Genomic DNA, 25,682 nt, shown 5'->3' with positions numbered 1-25,682 from the left:
CGGCGGACCCGGAATCAGAACAGCGTCAGCTCGTCGCGCTCGATGCCGCGCAGCTTGTCGTAGTCGACCACCACGCAGCGGATCCCCCGGTCGGTGGCGAGCACCCGGGCCTGCGGCTTGATCTCCTGGGCGACGAACACACCGGTGACCGGGGCCAGCAGCGGATCGCGGTTCATCAGCTCCAGGTAGCGGGTGAGCTGCTCCACGCCGTCGATCTCACCGCGCCGCTTCACCTCGACCGCGACCGCACCCTGGTTGGCGTCCCGGCAGAGCAGGTCGACCGGGCCGATCGCGGTCATGTACTCCCGCCGGACCAGCGTGAAGCCGTCGCCCAGGGTCTCCGGGTTGGCGGCCAGCAGCTCCTGCAGGTGGGCCTCCACACCGTCCTTACGCAGGCCCGGGTCGACACCCAGCTCGTACGAGGTGTCCTGGAAGATCTCCTCCAGGGTGATGCGCAGCTCCTCGCCGGCCTTGTTGACCACCCGCCAGACGCCGGGGGCCTCCTCCAACCGGCACGGCGGGCTCATCCAGTTCAACGGCTTGTACGCCCGGTCGTCCGCGTGGATCGACACCGAGCCGTCCGCCTTCACCATGAGCAGCCGGGTGGCCGGCGGCAGGTGTGCCGAGAGCCGTCCGACGTAGTCCACCGAGCACTTCGCAATCACCAACCGCACCCGACGAGGGTAGCCGAGCACCCGGCGCCCGCCGGCGAGCGCCACTGGCGTACCGGTGCGATATTGAGATCGTGCTCGAAGTCCTCACCGGTTCCGGCCTCGCCGCCTCGGCCGGCCTGAACGCCTACATCCCGCTCCTCCTCATGGGTCTGCTGGCGCGCTACACCGACCTGGTCGACCTGCCCGGCGGGTGGCAGTGGCTGGGTAACGGCTGGGTCATCCTGATCCTCGCCGTGCTGCTCACCATCGAGGTGGTCGCCGACAAGGTGCCGGTGGTCGATCACGTCAACGACGTGGTGCAGACGGTGGTCCGGCCGACCGCCGGCGGCCTGGCCTTCGGCGCCGGCTCCAGCTCGGAGACCGTCACGGTCAGCGACCCGGACACCTTCTTCTCCTCGCACCAGTGGGTGCCGGTGGTGGTCGGCGTCCTCATCGCGCTTGGCGTGCACCTGCTCAAGTCAGCGGCCCGCCCGGTCATCAACGCGACCACCGCTGGCTTCGGCGCCCCGGTCGCCAGCACCGCCGAGGACGCCACGAGCGCGGTGATGTCGGTGGTGGCGATCCTGCTGCCGGTGCTGGTGCTGGTGTTCCTGCTCGGTTTCGTGCTGTTCTTCGGCTGGTTCCTGCGGCGGCGCAAGGACCGGCGTCGGGAACGCGCGGCAGCCCGCGCGGCTGGGTTCCGGGTCTGATCCTTCCTGCCGTAGGCGACAGCCAGGACTCGGGTGATTCACACCAGATCGCGTAACCGGCGGTATCCGGCACGCTGCGATACCGCCATATCGCCGACACGGCGTCGATCACGGCCCGGCTAAGGAGGTGCCCGAGGCGTTGACCAGGGAGCCTCTCAGCTCAGGCCGTTGGCCTCGCGGATCACGGTGACGAGGTCGTCGATGATGCCGGTCAGCGCGAAATCCTTCGGGGTGAAGACTCGGGCCACACCGGCCGCCCGCAGCGCCGCCGCGTCGCCGACGGGGATGATGCCGCCGACCACCACGGGCAGGTCGCCCCGCCCGGCGGCGCGCAGCCCGTCCAGCACCGCCGGCACAGCGGCGAGGTGCGAGCCGGAGAGCACCGACAGGCCGACCAGATCCACGTCCTCCTCGACCGCGGCGGCGACGATCTGCCCGGCGGTCAGCCGGATGCCCTGATAGATCACCTCGAAGCCGGCGTCACGCGCGCGTACCGCGATCTGCTCGGCGCCGTTGGAGTGCCCGTCCAGGCCGGGCTTGCCGACCAGCAGCCGCAGCCGGCCGCTGCCCAGTTCGCGTGCCGTCGCGGCGACCCGCTCGCGGACCCCCGCCAGCCCCGCGTCCCCGCCCGCCCCGGCGGCGCCGGAGAGGCCAGTCGGGGCCCGGTACTCGCCGAAGACCTCGCGCAGCGCGCCGGCCCACTCGCCGGTGGTCACCCCGGCCCGCACGCACGCCAGCGTCGCCGGCATCAGGTTCGTCGTGGTCGCGGCGTCCGCGCGCAGCCGGGCCAGTGCCGCGGCCGCCGCGGCCGCGTCCCGGCGGGCCCGCCATGCGCGTACGGCGGTCGCGGCGGCGTCTTCGACGGCGGGATCGACCTGTTCGATCGCCTCGGCGCCGGCCGCGGTCAGCGGCGACGGTTCGGTCTCGGTGAACGTGTTGACGCCGACCACCAGATCGGTGCCGGCCTCCATCCGCCGCCGCCGGTCGGCGAGCGAGGCCACCAGCGCGCTCTTCAGGTAGCCGGTCTCCACGGCGGCCACCACGCCACCCATCTCCAGCACCTTCGCCAGCTCGACCCGGGCGCCGGCGACGATGTCGTCGACCAGCGCGGTCATCACGTGCGAGCCCGCGAAGAGGTCCGGGTATTCCAGCAGGTCCGACTCGTACGCCAGCACCTGCTGCATCCGCAGCGACCACTGCTGGTCCCAGGGGCGGGGCAGGCCGAGCGCCTCGTTCCAGGCGGGCAGCTGCACCGCGCGGGCCCGGGCGTCCCGGGAGAGCGTGACGCCGAGCATCTCCAGCACGATGCGCTGGACGTTGTTCTCCGGCTGGGCCTCGGTGAGGCCGAGCGAGTTGACCTGGACGCCGTACCGGAAGCGGCGCTGCTTCGGGTTCACCACGCCGTACCGGTCGCGGGTGATCTCGTCCCAGAGCGCGCCGAACGCGCGCATCTTGGCGATCTCCTCGACGAAGCGCACCCCGGCGTTGACGAAGAAGGAGATCCGCTGCACCACGTCGCCCATCCGGTCGGCGGGCACCTGGCCGGCGTCGCGCACCGCGTCGAGCACGGCGACCGCGGTGGCCAGGGCGAAGCCGACCTCCTGCACCGGCGTCGCCCCGGCCTCCTGCAGGTGGTACGAGCAGATGTTGACCGGGTTCCACCTCGGCATCTCGCGCAGCGTGTAGGCGATGACGTCCGCGGTCAGCCGCAGCGACGCCGCCGGCGGGAAGATGTACGTCCCGCGGGACAGGTACTCCTTGATGATGTCGTTCTGGGTGGTGCCGGCGCAGCGGGCCAACTCCGCGCCCTGCTCGGCGGCGACCGTGCCGTAGAGGCCGAGCAGCCACATGGCCGGCGCGTTGATGGTCATCGAGGTGTTCAGCTCGGCCAGCGGGAGGCCCTCGAAGAGCGCCCGCATGTCGCCGAGGTGCGCCACGGGCACGCCCACCCGGCCCACCTCACCGGCGGCGAGCTCGTGGTCGGGGTCGTACCCGGTCTGGGTGGGCAGGTCGAAGGCGACGGAGAGACCGGTCTGCCCCTTCGCCAGGTTGCGGCGGAAGAGCGCGTTGGTGGCCGCGGCGGAGGAGTGCCCGGCGTAGGTGCGCATCACCCAGGGCCGGTCGCGCTCCGGCAACCGCCCCGAGGGAGCCTTCTCGTCCATGGCCGGAGTCTAAGTTACCGTTCAGTAAAACGGGCTGTGGAAAACCACACAGGTCCATGGAGCGGACCACCGGGCACGAGCGGCGCGACATGTCCGAGACCACCACCCCCCGCGCCGCCGGTGGGTGTGCCCGAGTCGCACACTGGACGTCATGGAAGACGAGCTGGCGATCTCGGTCCGGGGGCTGCGCAAGGCGTACGGCGACAACGTCGCGGTGGCCGGCGTGGACCTGGACGTCCACCGGGGCGAGGTGTTCGCCCTGCTCGGCCCGAACGGCGCCGGCAAGACCACCACCGTGGAGATCCTGGAGGGCTACCGGCAGTGCGACGCCGGCGAGGTACGGGTGCTCGGCGTCGACCCGGCCCACCCGGACCCGGCCTGGCGCTCGCGGGTCGGCATCGTGCTCCAGGGCACCGGCGAGTTCGACGAGCTGACCGTCGCCGAGGTGATCCGGCACTTCGCCGGCTTCTACCCCGGCGCGGACGACCCGGACAAGGTCATCGAGCGGGTCGGGCTGGGCGCCAAGGCCAAGGCCCGTACGCACACCCTCTCCGGCGGGCAGAAACGCCGGCTGGACGTGGCGCTGGGCATCATCGGCCGCCCCGAACTGCTGTTCCTGGACGAGCCCACCACCGGCTTCGACCCGGAGGCCCGGCGCGAGTTCTGGGAGCTGATCCGGGACCTCGCCGCCGCCGGCACGACCATCGTGCTGACCACGCACTACCTGGACGAGGCCGAGGCCCTCGCGGACCGGGTCGGCGTGATCGCCGCCGGCCGGGTGGTCGAGGTGGCCCCGCCGAACCGGCTCGGCAACCGGCAGGAGGCCCTGATCACCGTCTCCTGGCGTACCCCGGAGGGAACGCTGGAGACCGCGGCGACCGCGACGCCGACGGCGCTGGTCGCGGAGCTGGCCGCGCGCTTCGGCGGCGAGGTCCCCGGGCTCACGGTGACCCGGCCGACCCTGGAAGACGTCTACCTGCGGATGATCGGACACTGATGACGACCACCACGAAGCCGGCGACCCCGGTCGCCGCCGCCGCCGCCGGAGCGCGTCGGCCGGGTGCGGGCACCCTGGCGCTGCGGCAGGGCCGGCTGGAGATCACCCAGTTCCTGCGCAGCCGGGAGTCCGTGGTCTTCACCATGCTCTTCCCGGTCGTGATGATTGCCATCTTCGCGTCGATCTTCACCTGGGAGATCACGCCCGGGGTGCGGTTCACCCAGTACTTCGTCACCGGCATGATCGCGACCGGGCTGATGACGGTGAGCTTCCAGAACCTCGGCATCTGGATCCCGATCGAGCGGGACCGGGGCGTGCTCAAGCGCTACCGGGGCACCCCGATGCCGAAATGGGTCTACTTCGCCGGCAAGGTGCTCATGGTGGTGGCGATCGGCGTCGCCGAGACCGTGCTGCTGCTCGCCGTCTCGGCCGTCTTCTTCGATCTGCACCTGCCCAGCACGGCGGGCAGGTGGCTGACCTTCGGCTGGGTCGCCGCCCTCGGGGTCACCGCCTGCACCCTGTGCGGCATCGCCATCTCGTCGCTGGCGCGGACCGCCCGCAGCGGCTCGGCGGTGGTCACCCCCGTGGCGCTGATCCTGCAGTTCATCTCCGGCGTGTTCTTCGTCTTCACCGGCCTGCCGGGCTGGATGCAGCAGGTCGCGGCGCTCTTCCCGCTCAAGTGGATGTGCCAGGGGCTGCGCGCCGTCTTCCTGCCGGACAGCTTCGGCGCCCAGGAGCCGGCCGGCTCGTTCGAGCTGGGCCGGGTCGCCCTGGTGCTGGCGCTGTGGTGCGTGATCGGCCTGGTCCTCTGCCTGACCACCTTCCGGTGGACCACCAAGCGCGACGGCTGAGCGGACGCCCCCGGCCGCCTCGGCCGGGGACGCCCTCCGCCCGACTCAGTACGGGTAGAAACCCTGGCCGGTCTTGCGGCCCAGGTCGCCGGCGGTCGCCATGCGCTGGAGCAGCTCCGGCGGAAAGAACTTCTCGTCCGCGGTGTCGGTGTAGATGTTCTTCGTGGCGTTGAGCAGCACGTCCACCCCGGTCAGGTCGACCGTGGCCAGCGGGCCCATGGCGTGACCGAAGCCCAGCTTGCAGGCGGTGTCCAGGTCCTCGGCGGAGATCACGCCGAACTCGACCAGCTTGACCGCCTCCATGGCCAGCGCGCAGATCAGCCGGGTGGTGACGAAGCCGGCGATGTCCCGGTTGACCACCACCACCGTCTTGCCCACCCCCTCGGCGAACGCCTTCGCGGTCGCCAGGGTCTCGTCGCTGGTCTTGTAGCCGCGGACCAGCTCGCAGAGCTTCATCATCGGCACCGGCGAGAAGAAGTGGGTGCCCACGACCGACTCCGGGCGCTCGGTGGCGGTGGCGATCTGGGTGACCGGGATGGCCGAGGTGTTGGTGGCCAGCACCGCGTCCGCCTTGCAGATCTTGTCCAGCGCGCGGAACACCTCGTGCTTGAGCTCGATCTTCTCGAAGACCGCCTCGACCACGATGTCCGCGTCGGCCGCCGCCTCCAGATCGGTGGTCGGGGTGATCCGGGCCAGCGTGGCCTCGACCTCGGACGCCTCGATCTTCCCCTTCTCGGCGAACTTCTCCAGCGACTTCCGGATGCCGTCGACGCCCCGCTTGGTGGCCGCGTCGTCCAGGTCCCGCAGCGTCACCTGCCAGCCCGCCTGCGCCGCGACCTGGGCGATGCCCGAGCCCATCAGCCCGGCACCGACGACCGCGAGTCGACCCGCCATCTGCTTCTCCCTCGCCTGATTGAGTGTCTGCCAGCACCCTAGTCGGCGAGCCTGAACGAGTGCTAAGGCACGGCTCCCGGACGGAGGTCTCCGGGGCCGGCGGCGAGGCGGTCGGTCTCGCGGGCGCCGCCGAGCGAGCGCCGCGCGAGCCGTCAGATGGCGAGATCCGGCTCCTCGGGCGCGGTGCCGCGGTCCACCTCCACGCCGAGCGCCCGCAGGTCGGCGACGAAGTCCGGATAGCCGCGGTCGACGTGGTGCACGTGGGAGACCTCGGTGACCCCCTCGGCGCAGAGCCCGGCGATGATCAGGCCAGCGCCGGCCCGGATGTCCGTGGCGCGAACCGGGGCGCCGGAGAGCCGTTCGCGACCGCACACCAGGGCGTGGTGGCCGTCGGTCTTGATGTCCGCGCCCAACCGCATCATCTCGTTGGCGAACATGAACCGGCCGTCGAAGATGTTCTCGGTGATCAGGGACGCCCCGTCGCTCACCGCGGCCAGCCCGATCGCCATCGGCAGCAGGTCGGTGGCGAAACCCGGGAATGGCAGCGTCACCACGTCGACGGCCGCGGGGCGGTCGTCGACGCGTACCCGGAAGGCGTCGGCCCGGGTCTCCACCAGGCCGCCGGCCGAGACCAGCTTGTCCAGCGCGACCTCCAGGAACGCCGGGTCGATGCCGGTCACCGTCACGTCCCCGCGGGTCATCGCGGCGGCGAACGCCCAGGTGCCGGCGACGATCCGGTCGCCCACCGTGGCGTGCCGCACCGGCTGCAGCTCGGGCACCCCGACGATGTGCAGGGTCGAGCTGCCGGCCCCCTCGATCCGGGCGCCCATGCAGTTCAGCATGGTGCAGATGTCGACGATCTCCGGCTCCCGGGCGGCGTTGTCGATCGTCGTGGTGCCGCCGGCCAGCACCGCCGCCATCACCAAATTCTCCGTGGCGCCGACGCTCGGGAAGTCCAGCACGATGTCGGCGCCGTGCAGGCCGTCCGGGGCCTCGGCGATGACGAAGCCGTGCTCGCCGGAGATGTCGGCACCCATCCGGGTCAAGCCGGAGATGTGCATGTCCAGGCCGCGCGAGCCGATGGCGTCCCCGCCGGGGTGGGCCACCCGCACGTACCCCCGACGGGCCAGCAGCGGGCCGAGCACGCAGATCGACGCGCGCAGCCGGCGGACCAGGTCGTAGTCGGCCTCCGCGCCGGGCTGCTCCGGCACGTCGATGACCACCGACCGGGAGCGCTCCACCCCGCCCCGCGCCACCATCGGGTCGACCGGGTCGTCCTCGGCGAACCGGACACCGCAGCCCAGCCGGCGCAACACCTCCCCCATGATGGCGATGTCGGTGATCCGGGGGACGTTCGTGATCACGCTGCGTCCGGGGGCGAGCAGCGCGGCGGCCATCAGCTTCAGCGCCGAGTTCTTCGCACCGACCACGTGCACCGTGCCGGCCAGCCGGGCCTCACCGAGCACCCGGATGACGTCGACGTCGTTGACCGCCGGGTCACCGGCGTCGCCCGGCCCGACCCCGGCCGGCCAGCCGGCCTGGCCCGGCCGCGCCGGGATGGTCAGGTCCGGTATCCGTAGGCTGTGCGTCATGGCCGTCCACCTCACGCGCATCTACACCAAGGCCGGCGACGCCGGCATGACCAGGCTGAGCAACAACGAGCAGGTGCCGAAGACCGATCCGCGAATCGCCGCGTACGCGGACGTGGACGAGTGCAACGCCGCGATCGGCGTCGCGCTCGCCCTCGGGCAGCTCGACGACGAGCTGCGGGCGGTGCTCGGGTCGATCCAGAACGACATGTTCGACGTCGGGGCGGACCTGGCGACCCCCGTGGAGCCGGAGCCGGCGTACCCGCCGCTGCGGGTCACCGAGGCGTACGTCGAGCGCCTCGAGGGGTGGTGCGACGAGTACAACGCGCGCCTGAGCAAGCTCGACTCCTTCATCCTCCCCGGTGGCACCGCTGGCGCGGCGCTGCTGCACGTGGCACGGACCATCGCCCGGCGCGCCGAGCGGGCGGCCTGGGCCCTGATCGCGCACGATCCGGACCGGACCAGCACGCTCCCGGCAAAGTATCTCAACCGGCTCTCCGATCTGCTCTTTATTCTGTCAAGAACGGCAAATCCGAACGGAGATGTGCTATGGGTGCCGGGCGGGAAGCGCTGACCGCCGGGACCCTGCACCACGTGGAGGTCTGGGTACCCGACCTCGCCGCCGCCAGACACAGCTGGGGCTGGCTCCTTGGCGAGTTGGGCTGGACGCCGTACCAGGACTGGCCGGCCGGCTGCTCCTGGCGGCTCGGCCCGACGTACCTGGTGATCGAGGAGTCTCCCGCGCTCTCCGGACGGCTGCACGACCGGCTCGCGCCGGGCCTCAACCACCTGGCCTTCCACGCCGGCCCGCCGGCCGCGGTGGACCGGCTGGTCGCGGCCGCACCCGGGCACGGGTGGGAGCTGCTCTTCCCGGATCGCCACCCGCACGCCGGCGGCCCCGGGACGTACGCCGCCTACCTGGCGGACGGGCAGGGGTACGAGGTGGAGCTGGTCGCCGCACCCGACTGACCGGTCACCCCGGCCCGGCGTTCAGAACAGGGCACCCCGTCGGGCCGGCGCGCTGTGGCCGGCGCCGGGCCGGCGGGAACCACCCCGCCGGCTGCGCCGGCGACCTCCCCGGACCGGACCGGAACAGGCCCGCGCGGCCGGGCGGCGCGCCCGGCGTACCCGGAACCGGTGGCCGACAGCGGCGGCGACCGCCGCCGCGACCAGCACCCCCGCGACGGCCGGCAGCGCCGTCGGCGCCGCGCCGACCGCCCAGCCGAGCAGCACCGTCCCCGGCACCCAGACCGCCACCGCCAGGCCGTCGAAGAGCACGAACCGGCGGTACGGCAGCCCGGCCGCCCCGGCGACCCGGGGCACCAGGGTACGGACGAACGCGGTCCACCGGCCCAAGCAGCACCGCCGGGCCGCCCCGCGCGGCGACCAGGGTCTCGGCGCGCTGCCAACGGCGCTCCCCCACCCAGCGGCCCAGCCGGCCGCGCCGCAGCCGGGGCCCGAGCAGCCGCCCCTCCAGGTAGCCGAGCTGGTCCCCGGCGAACGCGGCGAGCGTGGTGACGGCGAGCGCGAGGCCCAGGTCGAGACGACCGGCCCGGGCCAGCAGGCCGACCGTCAGCATGGTGGTGGCAGCCGGCAGCACCAGGCCGACCAGCAGGCCCACCTCGGCGGCGAGCACCGCCGCGGCGGCGAGCAGCACGTAACCCGGCGGCAGGGTGTCGAGCCGGTCCAGCAGGGAATCCAGGAGGGTCACGTCAACCAGCGTGCCGCGCCGGGGCGGCCCCGCCGTCCTCCCAGCGGCCGGCCCGGATCCTCCAGGTGGCCGGCCACCCCCTTACGGGCTGTTTCCCGAGGCACCCCAGAGGGGGTTGAAGTCGTCGTCGACCAGGCCGAGCCGGTGCGCCAGCACCGCCGCCTGCACCCGGTTACGCAGCTCCAGCTTCTCCATGGCGGCCGACACGTGCGTCTTCACGATGGTCACCCCCAGGTGCAGCCGCGCGCCGATCTCCACGTTCGACAGCCCGGCACCGACCAGCGCCAGCACCTCCCGCTCCCGGGGGCTGAGCAGCCGCAGGCCCGCCGCGCGCGGGTCCGGGTGCGGCCGCCGGTCCCGGTCGTGGGCGGCGAGCGCCCGACGCAGTACGCGGGCCAGCACCGGCGGCGCCAGCAGGGTCTCCCCCCGCGCCGCGCGGCGTACCGAGTCGATCAGCTCCTCCGGGGCGCCGTCCTTCACCAGATAGCCGATCGCGCCCGCGCCGAGCGCCCCGTACACGTTGACGTCGTCGGCGAAGGTGGTCAGCACCAGTACCCGGGCGGACGGCTGCCGGTCCAGGATCCGCCGGGTCGCCTCGATGCCGTCCATCCGGGGCATCCGCAGATCCATGAGGATCACGTCCGGCCGCAGCCGCTCGGCGAGGCGTACCGCGTCGTGGCCGTTCCCCGCCTCGCCCACCACCTCGAAACCATCGGCCGTCCGCAGCAGCAGCCCGACCCCGGCCCGGACGAGCGTCTGGTCGTCGACCACGAGCACCCTGATCATGCGTTCTCCCTGATCGGCAGCCGGGCCTGCACCCGCCAGCCACCACCCTCCGCGCCCGTCGCGGTGAGCGTGCCACCGAGCAGGCCGACCCGCTCCCGCATCCCGCTCAACCCGTACCCGGACACGGGCAGCGCCGGCCCCGGCCGGCCGCGGTCCGGCTCGACGAGCTGGTGCCGCACCGGCCCGCTGTCCAGCACCTCGAGCAGCAGCGCACCGTCGACGCCCCGGACGTCCACCGAGGCGATCGCCCCGGGTCCGGCGTGCTTGAGGGTGTTGGTCAGTGCCTCCTGCACCACCCGCGCGGCCGTCGTCCCCACCACCAGCGGCACCCCGGCCAGCGCGGACGACACGGTCACCTGGACCGCCACGCCCGCCTCGCGGACCCGCCGGGCGGCGTCCCGGATCAGCTGCTCCGGCTCCACTTGCGGGTCGGTCGGCTCCACCGCCTCCGGGTCCCGGAGCACGTCCAGCAGCTCCCGCAGCTCGTCCAGCACCTGCCCGGCCGTGTCGCGCAGTTCACCGAAGGCGGACACCGCCTCGTCGGTGCGGCCGGTGTGCTGCACGGCGTACCTGGCCGCGCCGGCGCGCAGGGCGATCGCCGCGATGTGATGGGCCACGATGTCGTGCAGGTCCCGGGCGATACCCGCCCGCTCGGCGAGGCGGGCCGCCCGGGTCTCCGCCGCGCGGCGCTCCTCCACCTCCCGGGCCCGCTCCTCGGCCGCCGCCGCGGCCTGCCGCACCCCGCGCAGGTACCGGCCGAACGCCACCGGCGCGGCGACGACCGCGGCCAGGACGACCAGGCGGATCACCCCCGTGCCGCCGGAGAGGACGCCCGCGTTCCCCCGGTACAGGACGTCGACCAGCGTCGCCCCGAGGTAGAGGGCGTACGCCGCCACCGTCGCCGACCGGCCGCACCAGTACCCGACGTAGCCCAGCGCGACCGCCCCGGCGAGCTGCGGGACGCCGCCACCGGCCAGCGTCACCGCGCCGCCGACGACCATCAGCGCCGACTCCGCGAGCAGCACCGGCCAGGGCCACCGCCGTACGGCCACCAGGGCGAGCCCGGCGAGGACCGCGAGGACCGCGAGGACCGCCGCCCACTCCTCGCGGGCCACCCCGGCCCGGGCCATCCAGCTGCTGGCCAGCCCCAGTCCGGCTGCGACCAACCCGAGCAGCAGCTCCCGCCACCAGCCGCGCCACCCACCCGTCACCTGGCCAACCATACGGAGGAGCAGCCCCGCCGGCGGCCCTCCCATCGGCCGCCGCGCCTCCTCCGGGTGGCCGGTAAGCCGGCCGCCGGCACGAGGGTTGCCCCGCCGTCCCGCGCCTAGCGTCGACCAGCGTGATCAGCGACGCGCCGACCTTCCTCACCCAGTTCGCCCGACACCCGCTCGCCACCGGCGCGGTGCTGCCCAGCGGGCCGACGCTGGCCCGGGACATCACGGCCGCGGTGCCGCGGGCGGGACATCCGCTGGTGGTCGAGCTCGGCCCCGGGACCGGCGTGTTCACCCGGGCGATCCAGCGACGGCTGGCCGGCCGCGGCCACCACCTGGCGGTCGAACTCAACCCGACGTTCGCCACCGGCCTGACCCGCCGGCACCCCGCCGTCGAAGTGGTCCGCGCCGACGCCGCCGCGCTCGGAAAACTGCTGGCGGAACGCCGGCTGGCGTCGGCCGACGTGGTGGTCAGCGGGCTGCCCTGGGCCGCCTTTCCGGCCGGACGGCAACGGGCGATCCTCGACGCGGTGGTCGGGGCGCTCAACGCCGGCGGGGTCTTCACCACCTTCGCGTACCGCCACGCCCTGCCGACCCGCCCGGCCCGGCGCTTCCACCGGCTGCTGGCCAGTGTCTTCGACGAGGTGACCGTGGGCCGGACCGTCTGGGCCAACCTGCCGCCGGCCCTGGTCTACCACTGCCGCCGCCCGCTCCGCCGTGAACTCTGACCGGCCGGGTGCTGCGCGTCTCGCGGTTGCTCCTTGGTTGCTGTTGGGGGCTGGGGGCGAGGGTGACCGGCTCCGGGCGGTCAGGCTTGATCCCTGCTCTCCGCTCGGGGGCCGGGGGGCGACCGTGCCCGGCTCCGGGCGGTCACGCTTGATCCCTGCTCTCCGCTCGGGGGCTGGGGGCGGTCACGCTTGATCCCTCCTCTCCGCTCGGGGGCTGGGGGCGACCGTGCCCGGCTCCGGGCGGTCACGCTTGATCCCTCCTCTCCGCTCGGGGGCTGGGGGCGACCGTGCCCGGCTCCGGGCGGTCACGCTTGATCCCTCCTCTCCGCTCGGGGGCTGGGGGCGACCGTGCCCGGCTCCGGGCGGTCACGCTTGATCCCTCCGCCGGTCACGGTCGCCCCCAGCCCCGTCGTGTGCCTTCGCCGCCTGTGCGTTGCGGTCTTCCTTTGGTACGTACCGGCGTGCGGCTGATCTTGGGCAGTTTCGTTCGCTGTTGACAGGACGTGTCCACGGTCTGGAGAGGCCAGCATTCAGAGACACTGCTGGCCGGCACCCGTCTTGGGGTGCCGGCCAGCGGCATGTTCACGTTCTTTTGGTTGTCAGCTGTTTGGGGTCAGCTGTGGTGTCAGCTGTTCCAGTGCTGGGCGACGAGGTCGGCGGCCTGCTGTTCCCACTGGGCGTAGGCGTCCGGGTAGGCCGACACCTGCACGGTCTGGGCGGCCTTGGTCAGCGGCATGTCCTGCCAACCGTCGATCTGCTTCAGGCCCTTCTCGAACGCCAGGGTCGCGTACTCCGGGTCGGTGATCTGCTCCGGCGTACCCCAACCCGAGCTCGGGCGCTGCTGGAACAGGCCCAGCGAGTCGTGGTCATTCTTGTCGCCGAGGTGGCCCAGGTTCTCCAGCTTCGACTCCTGCAGACTCGTGGCGATCGAGATCACCGCGGCCCGCTCCGGCAGCCCGGCCTTCTTCGTGGCGGCGATGATCGCCTTCGCGTTGGCGGTCTGCTCGTCGTTCAGGGTGATCTTCGACTGGGCGCCCTGCACACCATGCGGAACCAGCTTGCCCATGTCCGGCTTGTCGGCCTGCACGGCCGCGACGGGCTTGGCAGCGGTGGCCGGGGCGTCGGCGTGGGCGGCGATGGGGCCGGCGAACACACCACCGGTGAAAGCCAGACCAGCAACGCCAAGAACGCTCTTACGCAGGATCGTGTTCATGATCAAAGCTCCATTCGGGGGTTGGCGCACACACCGATGGGGGTCGGCTACATGTGCGCAAGCACCGTCAGGCGCTCAAAGAAGGGGGGGAAAGTCTGTCGACCAGCAGCTCGCGGGGCGGATCGCCTCTTCGCGGCGCCGGGACCATATCCAACGACCGGCGGCCCGCCATCATTCCGGGCCCGACCACCCCACCACACAGGGCGGCTTCCTCGGTCGCGAGTCATGTGCAACGACCGGGGGCCCGCCAACATTCCGGCCTGGCCGACCCCGCCTCACGGGGCATCGGTCGCGTGGTTCATCTACAACGACCGGCGGTCCATCGTCATTCCGACCTGGCCCACCCGGGCGACCCCGGCTCGCGGGGTGCCTTCCTCGGCCGTGCACCCGTGTTCAACGACCCCCGGCCGCCCGAAATTCCGGGCCCAGGACGCCGGCCGTCACCCGCAAACCGGACACCACCCACCACAACCCCGGCCAAGTGGCCGACGCCCTCCGTTGATCCACTCCAGATCCCGCCAACGGCGATATCCATCACCCACGACACCACCACATACCGCACACGAAGTCGATCACCGGGCCCTGCCCCACCACGGAGGCGACACGTTCGGGGAAAGTGGCCCCTCAGAACGCCGCGAGGCCCCACTTTCGGCGAAACTGCGCCCCGGAGCACACGCGGCGAACCGAGGACAGGCCAGCCAAGGCCAACCAACCACGGGGAGTCAGCCCGCGCCAGAGGCACGAACTGCGCAGCCCACACGATCCGGACGGCGAATGCCACGACGTACACCAGACGCGGACCACGCAGGCCGCACATCCGAACGGGCGCCGGACCACGACGCGAGGTGTGGCCCGGCGTGACCGGCGCAGGGATCAAGCCTGACCGCCCGGAGCCGGGCACGGCGGGCCACACCCCACCCCGCAACCACGGTCGGCCATTCACGACGGGTGCATGGCGGGCCATACCCGCACACCGCGACCACAGCCGGCAGCGACCCATGACGGGGCAAGGCGGGCCCACTCGCGCACCGCGACCACAGTCGGCAGCCACTCACAACGGGTGCACGGCGGGCCCACACCCCAAGAGCGACCAGAACCGGACCCGCCGCGACCACCCGAGGCGGCGGCTCAGGCGGCGGGCCAGTCCTGGGAGGCCAGACGCGGCGAGGCCGCCCCGGGCGGGGCGGCCTCGAGCCAGGAGAGGAAGCCGGTGACCGTGGATCGCGCCATGGCGATCTCCACCGGTGCGTGGTTGCTGGTACAGCGCAGGATCACCCAGTCGGCCGGCATGGAGAACCGTTCCTGCTCCTCGGGCAGCCGGCGGCGCTCCACGGCGAGCCGCTTACGGGAGAGCACTCGCTTGGGCCGCAGGGCGAAGCTGAACATGCGGTACCAGCGAAGTTCGTCACCGACGAAACGGCCGAAGCCGGGTGACCAGCCTCGGCCGTCAAGGATCGTGGAGACCCGGACACTGAGCCGGATGATGCCTCCGCTGCGGGTGAACAGGGCCCGCCGAACGAAGAGGATCAGAAGCGCGGCGAGCACGACCGCGACGCCGATTCCGATCCCTTCCACGATCTCCATCGGCGGGTCGGCTCAGCGCGCCGGGGTGGCGGGGGTGGCGCTCTCGGCGAGGACGGTGACGCCCGCACCGGTCACCGACAGGAAGCCGCCGGCGACGTCGTACGCGAGCTGCTGGCCGCCGGCCTGCTTGATGCGTACCTGGCTGGGCTCCGCGAGCTGGCCGAGCAGGGGCGCGTGCCCCGCCAGCACACCCAGCTCACCTTCGGTCGTCCGGGCGACGACCATCTCGGCCTCGCCGGACCAGACCTTCTCCTCGACGGCTACGAGCTCGACGTGAAGCTGCTGTGCCACGCTGTCTCCTTGCTGCGGCGGCGGATTGCCGAAAGTCTAGTCGTGGTCTCGAGCCCCACCCAACGCGGGTGGCGAGAGCTGCGCCACGTCACGGCAACGGACCCCGGCACCCGCTGGGTCCGTTGGCGCTCAGGTTAGCTGGTCTTCTGCTTGAACTCGGGGTGCTCCAGCATGAACGCGTCGATCTGTTCGTTGCGGAGCGCCGCGAAGAAGTCGTCGGCGGCCGGGAGTAGCCGCTCCCCCTTGTACGCGGAGCCGGTGCCGATGCCCGCGCCGGGCAGCTTGATCGTCTGGATGGAGTCCGCGCGGATGTTCTTCAGGGCGAGCGCGAAGTCGACCACGCTGTTGCCGCGGCCGTTGAAGATGAGCGACTCCCCGGCGGCACGCAGCACCTTGTCCAGCTTCACCGGGTTGGTCACCACGTCGGCGCTGAACGCCTGGCTCACCATCGCCTTGATGAACTGTTGCTGGTGCCGCTGCCGGCCGTAGTCGGCGTCCGGCACGCCGTTGCGCGGGTAGCGCTGCCGCACGTAGTCAAGCGCCTGCCAGCCCTTGAGGTGGGCGTTGCCCTTCTTGTACTCGGCCTGCGGGCCGAGGTAGCCGCCGCCGCCCGGCTTGAGCTGGCGCATGCTGCCGTCCGGCTGGCGGTGCTCCGACTTCACGTCCCGCTCGATGTACATGTCGACGCCGCCCATCGCGTCGACGATCTTCCGGAAGCCGGTGAAGTTGATGATCGCGCCGGCGTCGAAGCGCTCGATCCCGGTGACCTGCTGGACGGTCTTCGCGAGCAGTTCGAAGCCCTGGGCGGGGTCCGGGTTCCGCCCCGACACCACGCTGCCGTGCGACATCGCCGCGTTCAGCCGGTCGGTGCCGCCCGAGTAGTCCGCCTTCGGGAAGGCCGGGATGTCGACCCGCAGGTCGCGCGGCAGCGAGAAGAGATAGGCCCGGTCGAGGCCGGCCGGCACGTGCAGGACCATGATCGAGTCGGACAGCGGCCGGGTCTCCGCATTGCGCGGGTCGATGCCGACCAGCAGGATGTTCAGCGGGCCTTTGATGTCGCTCTTCTTCTCGGTGGCACCGGCCGCCTGGTCGCCGAAGAGGTCCCCCTTGCCGACTGCGCCCTCGTAGCGGGCCACCAGCGCGTGGTAGCCCACCAGCACGCTGCCGCTGAGCACCATGAGGACCACGCCGAAGATGGTGCACACCCGGGCCCAGCGGGGCACGCCCCGCCACATGGACCGCTTGCCGCCGCGCGTGCCGGCCTTAGCCACGAGCTTCTCCAATCGTCGCGCCCACGACTGGTAGACGGGCGGGCGGATCCGTTTCGTTGCGAGAGATCAACGTTGATGACGTGAAGGCGTGTCACGAACGGTACCGCGCGGTCGAGCGAACCGCTTGCCGGGCAACCGGACAGCTGGTATGGGCCGGGCCTGAACAGGCGGAGGCCGCCCCGACATCTGTCGGGACGGCCTCCGTGGACTGTGGCAAGGGTCTCAGCCCTCCATCAGCTCCTTGGCCTTGCGCTCCAGGTCCTCAAGACCGCCGCACATGAAGAAGGCCTGCTCGGGGAAGTGGTCGTACTCGCCCTCGCTGATCTTCTTGAACGCCTCGATGGTCTCCTTGATCGGGACCGTCGAGCCCGGCACGCCGGTGAACTGCTCGGCGGCGTAGGTGTTCTGCGACAGGAAGCGCTCGATCCGCCGGGCCCGCTGCACGGTGATCTTGTCTTCCTCGGAGAGCTCCTCGATACCGAGGATGGCGATGATGTCCTGCAGGTCCTTGTAGCGCTGCAGGATCCGCTTCACCTCGGTGGCCACCTGGAAGTGCTCAGGGCCGACGAACTCCGGGGCGAGGATCCGGGACGAGGACGCCAGCGGGTCCACGGCCGGGTAGATGCCCTTGTCGGAGATCGACCGCTCCAGGTTGGTGGTCGCGTCCAGGTGGGCGAACGTGGTGGCCGGCGCCGGGTCGGTGTAGTCGTCGGCGGGCACGTAGATCGCCTGCATCGAGGTGATGGCCTGGCCCCGGACGGAGGTGATCCGCTCCTGGAGCTCGCCCATCTCGTCGGCCAGGGTCGGCTGGTAACCCACGGCGCTCGGCATGCGGCCGAGCAGCGTGGAGACCTCGGAACCGGCCTGCGTGAAGCGGAAGATGTTGTCGATGAAGAGCAGCACCTCCTGCTTCTGCACGTCGCGGAAGTACTCCGCCATGGTGAGCGCGGAGAGGGCGACCCGCAGCCGGGTGCCCGGCGGCTCGTCCATCTGGCCGTAGACCAGCGCGGTCTTGTCGATGACGCCGGATTCGGTCATCTCGGCGATGAGGTCGTTGCCCTCACGGGTGCGCTCACCCACGCCGGCGAAGACCGAGGTACCACCGAAGTTCCGGGCAACGCGGGTGATCATCTCCTGGATGAGCACCGTCTTGCCCACGCCGGCGCCGCCGAACAGGCCGATCTTGCCGCCCTTCACGTACGGGGCGAGCAGGTCGATGACCTTGATGCCGGTCTCCAGCATCTCGGTCTTCGGCTCCAGGTCCGCGAAGGCCGGGGCCTTGCGGTGGATCTGCCAGTGGTCGTCCGGGTTGAGCGTCTCGCCCTCGGTGAGGTTGAGGCACTCGCCGATCGCATTGAACACGTGGCCCTTGACCGCGTCGCCGACCGGCACGCTGATCGGCGAGCCGGTGTCCCGCACCTCGGTGCCGCGGACCAGGCCGTCGGTCGGCTGCATCGAGATGGCGCGGACCAGGTTGTCACCGAGGTGCTGGGCGACCTCCAGGGTCAGCGTCTTCTGGCCGCCGGACAGCGTCACGTCGACGTGCAGGGCGTTGAACAGTTCCGGCATGGCGTCGCGCGGGAACTCGGCGTCGACGACCGGGCCGATGACCCGGACCACGCGACCCGTGGCCGTCTTGGTCTCTACTGGGGCAGTCATCACACTTCACTTCCCGACGCGGCGAGCGCGTTCGCGCCGCCGACGATCTCGCTGATCTCCTGGGTGATCCCGGCCTGGCGGGCCGTGTTCATCTCACGCGTGTACTTCTCGATCATCTCTTCGGCGTTGTCGGTGGCGCTCTTCATCGCCCGTCGGCGGGCCGCCGACTCGCTGGCCGCCGACTCCAGCAACGCCGCGTAGATCCGCGTGTTGATGTACTTCGGCAGCAGCGCGTCGAGCAGCGCCTCCGCCTCCGGCTCGAACTCGTACGCCGGGAGCAGACCCTCGGACCGCGGCCGGTCCTCGACCTGCATCGGGCCGATGATCCGCGTGACCGGCGTCTGGGTCATCAGGGACTTGAACTCGGTGTAGACGATGTGCAACTCGTCGATGCCGACAACCCCGTCCGGCCCGGCCCCGCCGTCCACGTCGTCCGCGCCGGCCGTGAACGCCTTGATCAGCGTCTCGCCCACCTCGCGGGCGTCGGAGAACGCCGGCTGCTCCGAGAAGCCGGTCCAGCTCGCCGCGATGTCCCGGTTGCGGAACCGGTAGAAGGTCACGCCCTTACGACCGATGACGTAGAGCACGGGCTCCTTGCCGTCGGCCGCGAGCCGGGCGATCAGCGACTCCGCGGTCCTGATCGCGTTGGAGCTGTAGCCACCGGCCAGACCGCGGTCGCTGGTGACCAGCAGGACGCCCGCCCGCCGCACCCGCTCGCGCGGGGTGAGCAGCGGGTGGTCGATCCGCGCGTTGGACGCCAGCGCCGTGAGCACGTCCGTGATCGCCTTGGCGTACGGCAGGGACGCCTCCACCCGAGCCTGGGCCTTGGCGATGCGGCTCGTCGCGACGAGCTCCATCGCCTTGGTGATCTTCTTCATCGACTTCGCCGAGCGGATCCGTTGACGAAGAACGCGAACCTGGGCGGCCATCGTCAGCTCTCAGCCGGGCGGTCGGTCGAGCCCTCGCGGAAGCGGGTCACCGTCTCGCGGGTCTCCTCGCCCTCCAGCGGCGTGGCCGGGGCCTCGTTGATCCGGACCTCGTCCTCCTTGCCGAGGAAGAGCTGCTTGAACTCGGTGATGGCCGAGTCCAGCGAGCCGATGATCTCGTCGTCCCACTTGTTGTCGGCGATCCCGGCCAGGACACCCTCGTGCTTGTGCCGGAGGTACTGCAGGAACTCCGACTCGAAGCGCTTGATCTCGCCGACCGGGATGTCGTCCAGCTTGCCCTCGGTGCCGGCCCAGACCGAGACGACCTGCTCCTGCACCGGGTACGGCGAGTAGTTCGCCTGCTTGAGCAGCTCGACCAGGCGGGACCCGCGCTCCAGCTGAGCGCGGGAGGCCTTGTCCAGGTCGGAGGCGAAGGCGGCGAACGCCTCCAGCTCGCGGAACTGGGCCAGGTTGAGCCGGAGCGAACCGGCGACCTTCTTCATCGGCTTCACCTGGGCGGCGCCACCGACCCGGGAGACCGAGGTGCCGACGTTGATGGCCGGCCGGACGCCCTGGTTGAACAGGTCGGTCTCGAGGAAGATCTGGCCGTCGGTGATCGAGATGACGTTGGTCGGGATGAACGCCGAGATGTCGTTCGCCTTGGTCTCGATGATCGGCAGGCCGGTCATCGAGCCGCCGCCCAGCTCGTCGGAGAGCTTGGCGCAGCGCTCCAGCAGCCGGGAGTGCAGGTAGAAGACGTCACCCGGGTACGCCTCGCGGCCCGGCGGGCGGCGCAGCAGCAGCGACACGGCCCGGTACGCCTCGGCCTGCTTGCTCAGGTCGTCGAAGACGATCAGGACGTGCTTGCCGCCGTACATCCAGTGCTGGCCGATGGACGAGCCGGTGTACGGGGCGAGGTACTTGAAGCCGGCCGGGTCCGAGGCCGGGGAGGCGACGATGGTGGTGTATTCCATCGCGCCCGCCGCCTCCAGCGTCCCCTTGATGGAGGCGATGGTGGAGGCCTTCTGGCCGACAGCGACGTAGATGCAGCGGACCTGCTTCTTCGGGTCGCCGGAGCGCCAGTTGTCCCGCTGGTTGAGGATGGTGTCGAGGGCGACCGTGGTCTTGCCGGTCTTCCGGTCACCGATGATCAGCTGGCGCTGGCCACGGCCGATCGGGGTCATCGCGTCGACGGCCTTGAGACCGGTCTGCAGCGGCTCGTCGACCGACTTACGGGCCATCACGTTCGGGGCCTGGAGCTCCAGCTCGCGGTAGCCCTCGTTCGGGATGTCGCCGAGGCCGTCGATCGGCTGGCCGAGCGCGTTGACCACGCGGCCGAGGAAGGCGTCGCCGACCGGGACGGAGAGCACCCGGCCGGTGCGCTTGACGCGCTGCCCCTCCTCGATACCGCCGAAGTCACCGAGGACGACGACACCGATCTCCCGGACGTCGAGGTTCAGCGCCACGCCGAGCGTGCCGTCCTCGAACTCCAGGAGCTCGTTGGTCATGGTCGAGGGAAGACCCTCGACGTGGGCGATGCCGTCGCCGGCATCGGCGACGGTGCCGACCTCCTCACGGGAGACGTCGGCCGTGTAGGAGGAGACGTAGCGCTCCAGGGCGCCGCGGATCTCCTCCGTCGAGATGGTCAGCTCGGCCATCCTCTGCTTCCTTCAAGTATCAGGGGCCCGGGATACCTAGTACCGACCGGTCCGATGGCGTCGAATCAGGGCTGCGGAGACGCTGGTCAGCGCTTCGCGAGCGCGTTACGGGTCTCGTTGAGGCGGCGCAGGACGGTGCCGTCGTACAGGTCGGAGCCGACCCGCACGCTCACCCCACCGAGCACCTCCGGGTTCACCGTCTGCTTGACGGAAACCTCTCGACCGTACATCGCGGAGAGGCGGGCACCCAGGCGTCGCTCCTCCTCGTCACTCAGCGGGGCCGCCACGGTCACGTACGCGACCTGACGGTCCCGCCGGTCAGCGGCCAGCTCGACCAGCCGGGTGAGCGCCCCGACGAAGGAGCGCCCCCCGAAGCCGGCCAGCGCGGCCTCGACGAGACGGACGGTGACCGGCCGGGCCTTGCCGGCGAGCAGCTCGCGGGCCAGGGTGGCCCGCCGCTCGGCCGGGGCCATCGGATCGGAGAGCGCGTTGGACAACTCGGCGGAAGCGGAGACGACCTGGCCGAAACGGAACAGCTCGTCCTCGACCTCGCCCAGCTCGCCGGCCTTGTCGGCGCTCGCCAGGACCGCCTCGATGCCGAGCCGCTCGGTGCCGTCGAGCAACTCCGACGGCGCCGACCAGCGGCCCGCGACCAGCGCGGTGAGCAGGTCGAGCGCGTCCGCGCCGACCTTGCCGCGCAGGATGCCCGTGAGCAGGCCGGCCCGGTCCTCACCTGGACGCGCCGGGTCCGACAGCGCCCGGCGCAGCCGCGGCTCGCGCCGCAGCAGGACGGCCACGGAGAGGATGTCGTCGGCGGTGGCGGCCACCGCCGACGGCTCCGCGCCGCGGGCGTACGCGTCGAGGCGCTCGGCCCCGACCTTGTACGACTCCCGGCTGGCGGCCTGCATCAGCGGGCCCCCGCGCTCTCGAGGCCGCTCAGGAACCGGTCCACGGTGCCCTTGCGACGCGCCTCGTCGGCGAGCGACTCACCGACGATCTTGCTGGCCAGGTCCACCGCGATCGTGCCGACCTCGGCGCGGAGCTCGCGCACGATGGTGGCCCGCTCGGCGGCGAGCTGCTCCTTGCCGGCCGCGATGATCCGGTCGGACTCCTCCCGCGCCTTGGCGAGAATGTCCTGGCGGATCCCCTCGGCGTCGGCCCGGGCGTCGTCACGGATCTTGGCGGCGTCGGTCCGGGCCTCGGCCAGCTGCGCGCGGTACTGCTCGAGCAGCTTGTTGGCCTCGGCCTGAGCGGCCTCGGCGCGCTTGATCCCACCCTCGATCGCGTCGACCCGGGCCTGGAACGTCTGCTCCATGCGCGGGAAGACGAACTTCATCAGCACGAAGCAGAGCACGATGAAGGCGATGCTGCCGACCACCAGCTCCTGCCAGAGCGGCAGAATCGGGTTGTGGGATGCCGCACCACCACCCTCAGCGGCGAGGTAGAACATGGTAAACCTCCCGGTCTAAGGGCGGGATCAGGACGGGGTGCCGGCCCAGATGAAGCCGAAGGCGATGCCCAGCAGCGCGAGCGCCTCGATGACGGCGAAGCCGATCCAGACGTACGGCAGGGTCATCCGGGACGACTCCGGCTGCCGGGCGGTCGACTGGATGTAGGCGCTGAAGACCAGGCCGACGCCGATACCGGGACCGATGGCGGCGAGGCCGTAGCCGATGGCGGCGGTGCTGCCGGAAACCGCGGCGAGAACGTCCATGGGTTTGGTTCCTCCTGGATATCACGCGTGACGATCACGCGGGACGACAACGGTTGGTGCGGTGGATCAGTGCTCTTCGGCGAGCGCGCCCTGCATGTAGCTGGCGGTCAGCACGGTGAAGACGTAGGCCTGCAGGACGATCACCAGGAATTCGAGGAAGGTGAGCGCGATGGTCATCACCCAGGACAGCACCGAGACCGGCGCCAGCCAGGCGTTCGCGCTGATCATCGCGAAACCGCCCAGCGTGAAGACCAGCAGGAGCATGTGGCCGGCGAACATGTTCGCGAAGAGACGGACGGCCAGCGAGAACGGCCGGACCAGGAAGGTCGAGAAGAACTCGATCGGGATCAGCAGCGGCAGGATGTACCAGGGCGCCGGCGGGATGAGCGAGTTCTTGAAGTACTTCACGAAGCCGTGGTGCCGGATGCCTACGTAGTTGAACATCACGTAGGTGATCGCGGCGAGGAACGCCGGGAAGGCGATGTGCGAGTTCGGCGAGATCTGGAAGAACGGGACGATCGCGAAGAAGTTCGTCAGCAGGATGAAGCAGAACAGCGTGGTGAAGTACGGCGCGAACCGCACCCCCGCGTGCCCGATCATGTCCACCGCGATGTTGTTCCGCACGAAGCCGTAGATCGACTCGGCGAACCACTGCTTCTTCGTCGGGACGAGCTGCGGGTTCCGGTAGCTCACCAGGAAGAAGATGATCAGGATGCCGACGGCGACCCAGACCATCGCGGTGATCTTCGTGAACCAGAAATTGTCGTGCGCACCCCAGGGCAGGATGCTGGGCAGGTAGAAGTCCTCCACACTGGGTGGGAATTCCGCCTGGCCCTGAGCCAGGACGTTCGCCTGTCCGAACACCGCGTCCCTTCCTAAGTAGGCGTGCCGAGTCGGCGGACGACCAGGATGATCCCCCCGGCCATGCCGAGCACGACGCCGATCCCGGTGGCGATGCCCCCGGTATCGAGCCACTGGTCGACCAGCCAGCCGATGAAACCCCAGACGAGCATGCCCCCGATGAGGTACGAGAGCGCCGTCCAACCCTGACCGGCACCGGACGGATAGTCCTCCGGGCCGCCAGCGCTGGGGGGTTTCTGGTCACCGGCCATGACGGGGCGAACGATATCAGTCGAGAAGACGAGGCTGTGCCTCACCCCCCGCACAACCTGGTTGTGTGGGACACGGGTGGGCGAAGTCGTCTGGAGGCACGCTACTCCCCTTCCGCCACTGAGAGAATGACCGATCGCGGACACATCGGCGCGCCGTCCGAAACGTGGGACGGCGCGCCGGATCTCCGCAGGTCAGCGCCGGGACCGCCGGGCGTGCACAGTGGTCAGCCACCAGATGTGCGCCCCGGTCCAGACCAGCACGCCGGCGGCGATGCCGAGGCAGAACGGGATCAGTCCCGGCCAGCCGGTCGACGCCACCCCGATCATCACCGCCCCGAGCAGGGTCATCTTGGCGACGTACGCGCCGAGCCCGAAGGGCAGCACGAGCTGCGGGTCGCGGGCGTCGGCCCAGGCCAGCGCGACCGTGGTGAGCGTGTAGCTGAGCGCGGTGACGGCCACCCCGGCGGCCGCGCCGAGCGCGCCGTCCGCGCCCCGGGTCACCCCGCCGATCACCCCGGCCGCCGCCGCCAGCACCGCCGTCGAGATCAGCAGGACCGGGAGATGGCGCAGCCGCCAGCCGCGGTCCTCGAGCGCCTCCGCCGCGCGGGCCCCCGGCTCAGCCACGGGGGTACGCCGGGAACGCGGTGACCAGCTCGGTCACGTCGGCGGCGGTCCGGGTCAGCTCGTCGGCGCCGCCCGGGGCCGCCGGATCGGTGCGGACCGCCCGGGCGATCAGCGTGGCGATCCGCCGCATCTCGCCCTCCCGCATGCCCTGGGTGGTGACGCTCGGCGTGCCCACCCGGATGCCGGAGGCGACCATCGGCTTCTGCGGGTCGTACGGGACGGCGTTCTTGTTCAGGGTGATGTTCGCGGCGTCGCAGCGCGCCTCGGCGTCCGCCCCGGTCACCCCGACCTCGCGCAGGTCGATCAGCGTGAGGTGGGTGTCGGTGCCGCCGGAGACCGGCCGCATCCCCTCGGCGGCCAGCCCGTCGGCGAGCGCCTGGGCGTTGCTCACCACCTGGGCGGCGTACGCCCGGAACTCGGGCTGGGCAGCCTCGCGCAGCGCGACCGCCTTGGCGGCGACGGCGTGCATCAGCGGGCCGCCCTGGGTGAACGGGAAGACCGCCTTGTCGATCCGGGCGGCCAGCGACTCGCGGCAGAGGATCATGCCGCCGCGCGGGCCGCGCAGCGTCTTGTGGGTGGTGGCGCAGACGACGTCGGCGTACGGCACCGGGGACGGGACCGCCCGGCCGGCGACCAGCCCGATGAAGTGCGCCGCGTCCACCATCAGGTAGGCGTCGACCTCGTCGGCGATCTCCCGGAACCGGGCGAAGTCGATCAGCCGCGGGTACGCCGTCGCGCCGCAAATGATCATCTTCGGCCGGTGCGCCAGGGCCAGGTCGCGTACCTCGTCGTAGTCGATCAGCTCGGTGTCCCGCCGGACTGTGTAGCTGACCGGGTGGAACCACTTGCCGGAGAAGTTCACCCGGCTGCCGTGGGTGAGGTGGCCGCCGTGCGGCAGGTCCATCGCCAGCACGGTGTCGCCCGGCTGCACCAGGGCGGCGTACGCGGCCAGGTTGGCGCCGGCCCCGGAGTGCGGCTGGAGGTTGGCGTGCTCGGCCCCGAAGAGCTCCCGGGCCCGGGCGATGCCGATCTCCTCGGCCCGGTCCACCTCGGCGCAGCCGCCGTAGTAGCGCCGGCCCGGGTAACCCTCGGCGTACTTGTTGGTCAGCGTGGAGCCGAGGGCCGCCAGCACCGCCGGGGAGGTGAGATTCTCGCTGGCGATGAGTTGCAGGCCGCCGCGCAGCCGTGCCAACTCCCCCAGCACCACCCCGGCGATCTCCGGGTCCTCGGTGCTGAGCTGCTGGAAGTCCGGCCCCCAGAACGTGTCTCTGGTGTTCTCCACAGCGTAGGAGTCTACGGAGGCCCGCACCGGGAGCTGTGCCATGCCTCGGCACC

27 protein-coding genes are annotated in these 25,682 nt (G+C 71.4%); 6 read left to right on the top strand and 21 right to left on the bottom strand.

Annotated features, from left to right (window positions below; translation table 11 throughout):
• Positions 1–14: 14 nt before the first annotated feature.
• On the bottom strand, positions 15–674 hold the full coding sequence (gene nucS, locus ACFYM6_RS32120; RefSeq protein ID WP_387281219.1) for an endonuclease NucS: 660 nt from the start codon (positions 672–674) through the stop codon (positions 15–17).
• Between the two features lie 71 nt (positions 675–745).
• On the opposite strand from nucS, the gene ACFYM6_RS32115 reads away from it, so the two are divergent.
• Complete coding sequence (locus ACFYM6_RS32115) at positions 746–1,363, top strand: DUF4126 domain-containing protein (protein ID WP_387281218.1); 618 nt, start codon at positions 746–748, stop codon at positions 1,361–1,363.
• Between the two features lie 155 nt (positions 1,364–1,518).
• Here the strand turns inward: ACFYM6_RS32115 and ACFYM6_RS32110 are convergent, their stop codons facing one another.
• Positions 1,519–3,525, bottom strand: a complete 2,007-nt coding sequence (locus ACFYM6_RS32110) for a protein meaA (protein ID WP_387281217.1) — start codon at positions 3,523–3,525, stop codon at positions 1,519–1,521.
• 151 nt (positions 3,526–3,676) lie between these two features.
• Here ACFYM6_RS32110 and ACFYM6_RS32105 point away from each other — a divergent pair, with 151 nt between their 5' ends.
• Together ACFYM6_RS32105 and ACFYM6_RS32100 are read left to right on the top strand one after the other, a co-directional pair.
• Positions 3,677–4,522, top strand: a complete 846-nt coding sequence (locus tag ACFYM6_RS32105; RefSeq protein WP_387281216.1) for an ABC transporter ATP-binding protein — start codon at positions 3,677–3,679, stop codon at positions 4,520–4,522.
• Complete coding sequence (locus ACFYM6_RS32100) at positions 4,522–5,373, top strand: ABC transporter permease (protein WP_387281215.1); 852 nt, start codon at positions 4,522–4,524, stop codon at positions 5,371–5,373. The genes ACFYM6_RS32105 and ACFYM6_RS32100 overlap by 1 nt, the downstream gene beginning before the upstream one ends.
• A 45-nt stretch (positions 5,374–5,418) precedes the next feature.
• On the opposite strand, the gene ACFYM6_RS32095 is transcribed toward ACFYM6_RS32100, so the two are convergent.
• The gene (locus ACFYM6_RS32095; RefSeq protein ID WP_387281214.1) at positions 5,419–6,267 is read right to left on the bottom strand and encodes a 3-hydroxyacyl-CoA dehydrogenase family protein; all 849 of its coding nucleotides are present in this window, start codon (positions 6,265–6,267) and stop codon (positions 5,419–5,421) included.
• 152 nt (positions 6,268–6,419) lie between these two features.
• A complete protein-coding gene (murA, locus tag ACFYM6_RS32090) occupies positions 6,420–7,859 on the bottom strand; it encodes a UDP-N-acetylglucosamine 1-carboxyvinyltransferase (protein WP_357440734.1) in 1,440 nt (479 codons plus the stop codon).
• On the opposite strand from murA, the gene ACFYM6_RS32085 reads away from it, so the two are divergent.
• Both ACFYM6_RS32085 and ACFYM6_RS32080 read left to right on the top strand, forming a co-directional pair.
• Positions 7,858–8,430, top strand: a complete 573-nt coding sequence (locus ACFYM6_RS32085; protein ID WP_357440728.1) for a cob(I)yrinic acid a,c-diamide adenosyltransferase — start codon at positions 7,858–7,860, stop codon at positions 8,428–8,430. The two genes, murA and ACFYM6_RS32085, sit on opposite strands and share 2 nt — an antisense overlap.
• Positions 8,406–8,825 (top strand): VOC family protein, encoded by a 420-nt coding sequence (locus ACFYM6_RS32080; protein ID WP_387281213.1) that lies wholly within the window; start codon positions 8,406–8,408, stop codon positions 8,823–8,825. Before ACFYM6_RS32085 ends, ACFYM6_RS32080 begins: the two co-directional genes overlap by 25 nt.
• A gap of 4 nt (positions 8,826–8,829) precedes the next feature.
• Here the strand turns inward: ACFYM6_RS32080 and ACFYM6_RS32075 are convergent, their stop codons facing one another.
• From ACFYM6_RS32075 to ACFYM6_RS32065, 3 genes are all read right to left on the bottom strand, one after another.
• Positions 8,830–9,567, bottom strand: coding sequence for a hypothetical protein (locus ACFYM6_RS32075; protein WP_387281212.1), 738 nt, complete (start codon positions 9,565–9,567; stop codon positions 8,830–8,832).
• Between the two features lie 81 nt (positions 9,568–9,648).
• A complete protein-coding gene (locus ACFYM6_RS32070; protein WP_387281211.1) occupies positions 9,649–10,353 on the bottom strand; it encodes a response regulator in 705 nt (234 codons plus the stop codon).
• On the bottom strand, positions 10,350–11,564 hold the full coding sequence (locus ACFYM6_RS32065) for a sensor histidine kinase (RefSeq protein ID WP_387281210.1): 1,215 nt from the start codon (positions 11,562–11,564) through the stop codon (positions 10,350–10,352). Before ACFYM6_RS32065 ends, ACFYM6_RS32070 begins: the two co-directional genes overlap by 4 nt.
• 131 nt (positions 11,565–11,695) lie before the next feature.
• Here ACFYM6_RS32065 and ACFYM6_RS32060 point away from each other — a divergent pair, with 131 nt between their 5' ends.
• On the top strand, positions 11,696–12,295 hold the full coding sequence (locus ACFYM6_RS32060) for a class I SAM-dependent methyltransferase (RefSeq protein WP_387281209.1): 600 nt from the start codon (positions 11,696–11,698) through the stop codon (positions 12,293–12,295).
• 625 nt (positions 12,296–12,920) lie between these two features.
• On the opposite strand, the gene ACFYM6_RS32055 is transcribed toward ACFYM6_RS32060, so the two are convergent.
• From ACFYM6_RS32055 to glyA, 14 genes are all read right to left on the bottom strand, one after another.
• Positions 12,921–13,508: a hypothetical protein gene (locus ACFYM6_RS32055; RefSeq protein WP_387281208.1), complete on the bottom strand. Its 588-nt coding sequence runs from the start codon at positions 13,506–13,508 to the stop codon at positions 12,921–12,923.
• 1,128 nt (positions 13,509–14,636) lie between these two features.
• Positions 14,637–15,092: a DUF2550 domain-containing protein gene (locus tag ACFYM6_RS32050; RefSeq protein ID WP_387281207.1), complete on the bottom strand. Its 456-nt coding sequence runs from the start codon at positions 15,090–15,092 to the stop codon at positions 14,637–14,639.
• Positions 15,093–15,104: 12 nt separating this feature from the next.
• Entirely contained in the window at positions 15,105–15,383 is a 279-nt protein-coding gene (locus ACFYM6_RS32045) for a F0F1 ATP synthase subunit epsilon (protein WP_073834631.1), read from the bottom strand.
• Positions 15,384–15,517: 134 nt separating this feature from the next.
• Positions 15,518–16,618, bottom strand: coding sequence for an LCP family protein (locus tag ACFYM6_RS32040; RefSeq protein ID WP_387281240.1), 1,101 nt, complete (start codon positions 16,616–16,618; stop codon positions 15,518–15,520).
• Between the two features lie 258 nt (positions 16,619–16,876).
• Positions 16,877–18,313: a F0F1 ATP synthase subunit beta gene (atpD, locus tag ACFYM6_RS32035; protein WP_387281206.1), complete on the bottom strand. Its 1,437-nt coding sequence runs from the start codon at positions 18,311–18,313 to the stop codon at positions 16,877–16,879.
• A complete protein-coding gene (locus tag ACFYM6_RS32030) occupies positions 18,313–19,242 on the bottom strand; it encodes a F0F1 ATP synthase subunit gamma (RefSeq protein WP_357440154.1) in 930 nt (309 codons plus the stop codon). Before ACFYM6_RS32030 ends, atpD begins: the two co-directional genes overlap by 1 nt.
• 2 nt (positions 19,243–19,244) lie before the next feature.
• On the bottom strand, positions 19,245–20,897 hold the full coding sequence (gene atpA, locus ACFYM6_RS32025; RefSeq protein WP_387281205.1) for a F0F1 ATP synthase subunit alpha: 1,653 nt from the start codon (positions 20,895–20,897) through the stop codon (positions 19,245–19,247).
• Positions 20,898–20,983: 86 nt separating this feature from the next.
• Positions 20,984–21,805 (bottom strand): F0F1 ATP synthase subunit delta, encoded by an 822-nt coding sequence (locus ACFYM6_RS32020; RefSeq protein ID WP_387281204.1) that lies wholly within the window; start codon positions 21,803–21,805, stop codon positions 20,984–20,986.
• Positions 21,805–22,347 (bottom strand): F0F1 ATP synthase subunit B, encoded by a 543-nt coding sequence (locus ACFYM6_RS32015; RefSeq protein ID WP_387281203.1) that lies wholly within the window; start codon positions 22,345–22,347, stop codon positions 21,805–21,807. The genes ACFYM6_RS32020 and ACFYM6_RS32015 overlap by 1 nt, the downstream gene beginning before the upstream one ends.
• A gap of 27 nt (positions 22,348–22,374) precedes the next feature.
• On the bottom strand, positions 22,375–22,611 hold the full coding sequence (locus ACFYM6_RS32010) for a F0F1 ATP synthase subunit C (protein ID WP_387281202.1): 237 nt from the start codon (positions 22,609–22,611) through the stop codon (positions 22,375–22,377).
• Between the two features lie 66 nt (positions 22,612–22,677).
• Complete coding sequence (gene atpB / locus ACFYM6_RS32005) at positions 22,678–23,475, bottom strand: F0F1 ATP synthase subunit A (protein ID WP_387281201.1); 798 nt, start codon at positions 23,473–23,475, stop codon at positions 22,678–22,680.
• 11 nt (positions 23,476–23,486) lie between these two features.
• Positions 23,487–23,723, bottom strand: a complete 237-nt coding sequence (locus ACFYM6_RS32000) for a hypothetical protein (protein ID WP_387281200.1) — start codon at positions 23,721–23,723, stop codon at positions 23,487–23,489.
• A 192-nt stretch (positions 23,724–23,915) separates the two neighbouring features.
• Positions 23,916–24,347 (bottom strand): hypothetical protein, encoded by a 432-nt coding sequence (locus ACFYM6_RS31995; RefSeq protein WP_387281199.1) that lies wholly within the window; start codon positions 24,345–24,347, stop codon positions 23,916–23,918.
• Positions 24,340–25,671: a serine hydroxymethyltransferase gene (gene glyA, locus ACFYM6_RS31990; RefSeq protein WP_387281198.1), complete on the bottom strand. Its 1,332-nt coding sequence runs from the start codon at positions 25,669–25,671 to the stop codon at positions 24,340–24,342. Before glyA ends, ACFYM6_RS31995 begins: the two co-directional genes overlap by 8 nt.
• Positions 25,672–25,682: the final 11 nt, after the last annotated feature.

The organism is Micromonospora sp. NPDC006431, from assembly GCF_042870725.1.
Classification (GTDB): Bacteria; Actinomycetota; Actinomycetes; order Mycobacteriales; family Micromonosporaceae; genus Micromonospora.
The sequence above is the reverse complement of the archived record's forward strand: the minus strand, read 5'-3'. Positions and strand labels throughout refer to the sequence as shown.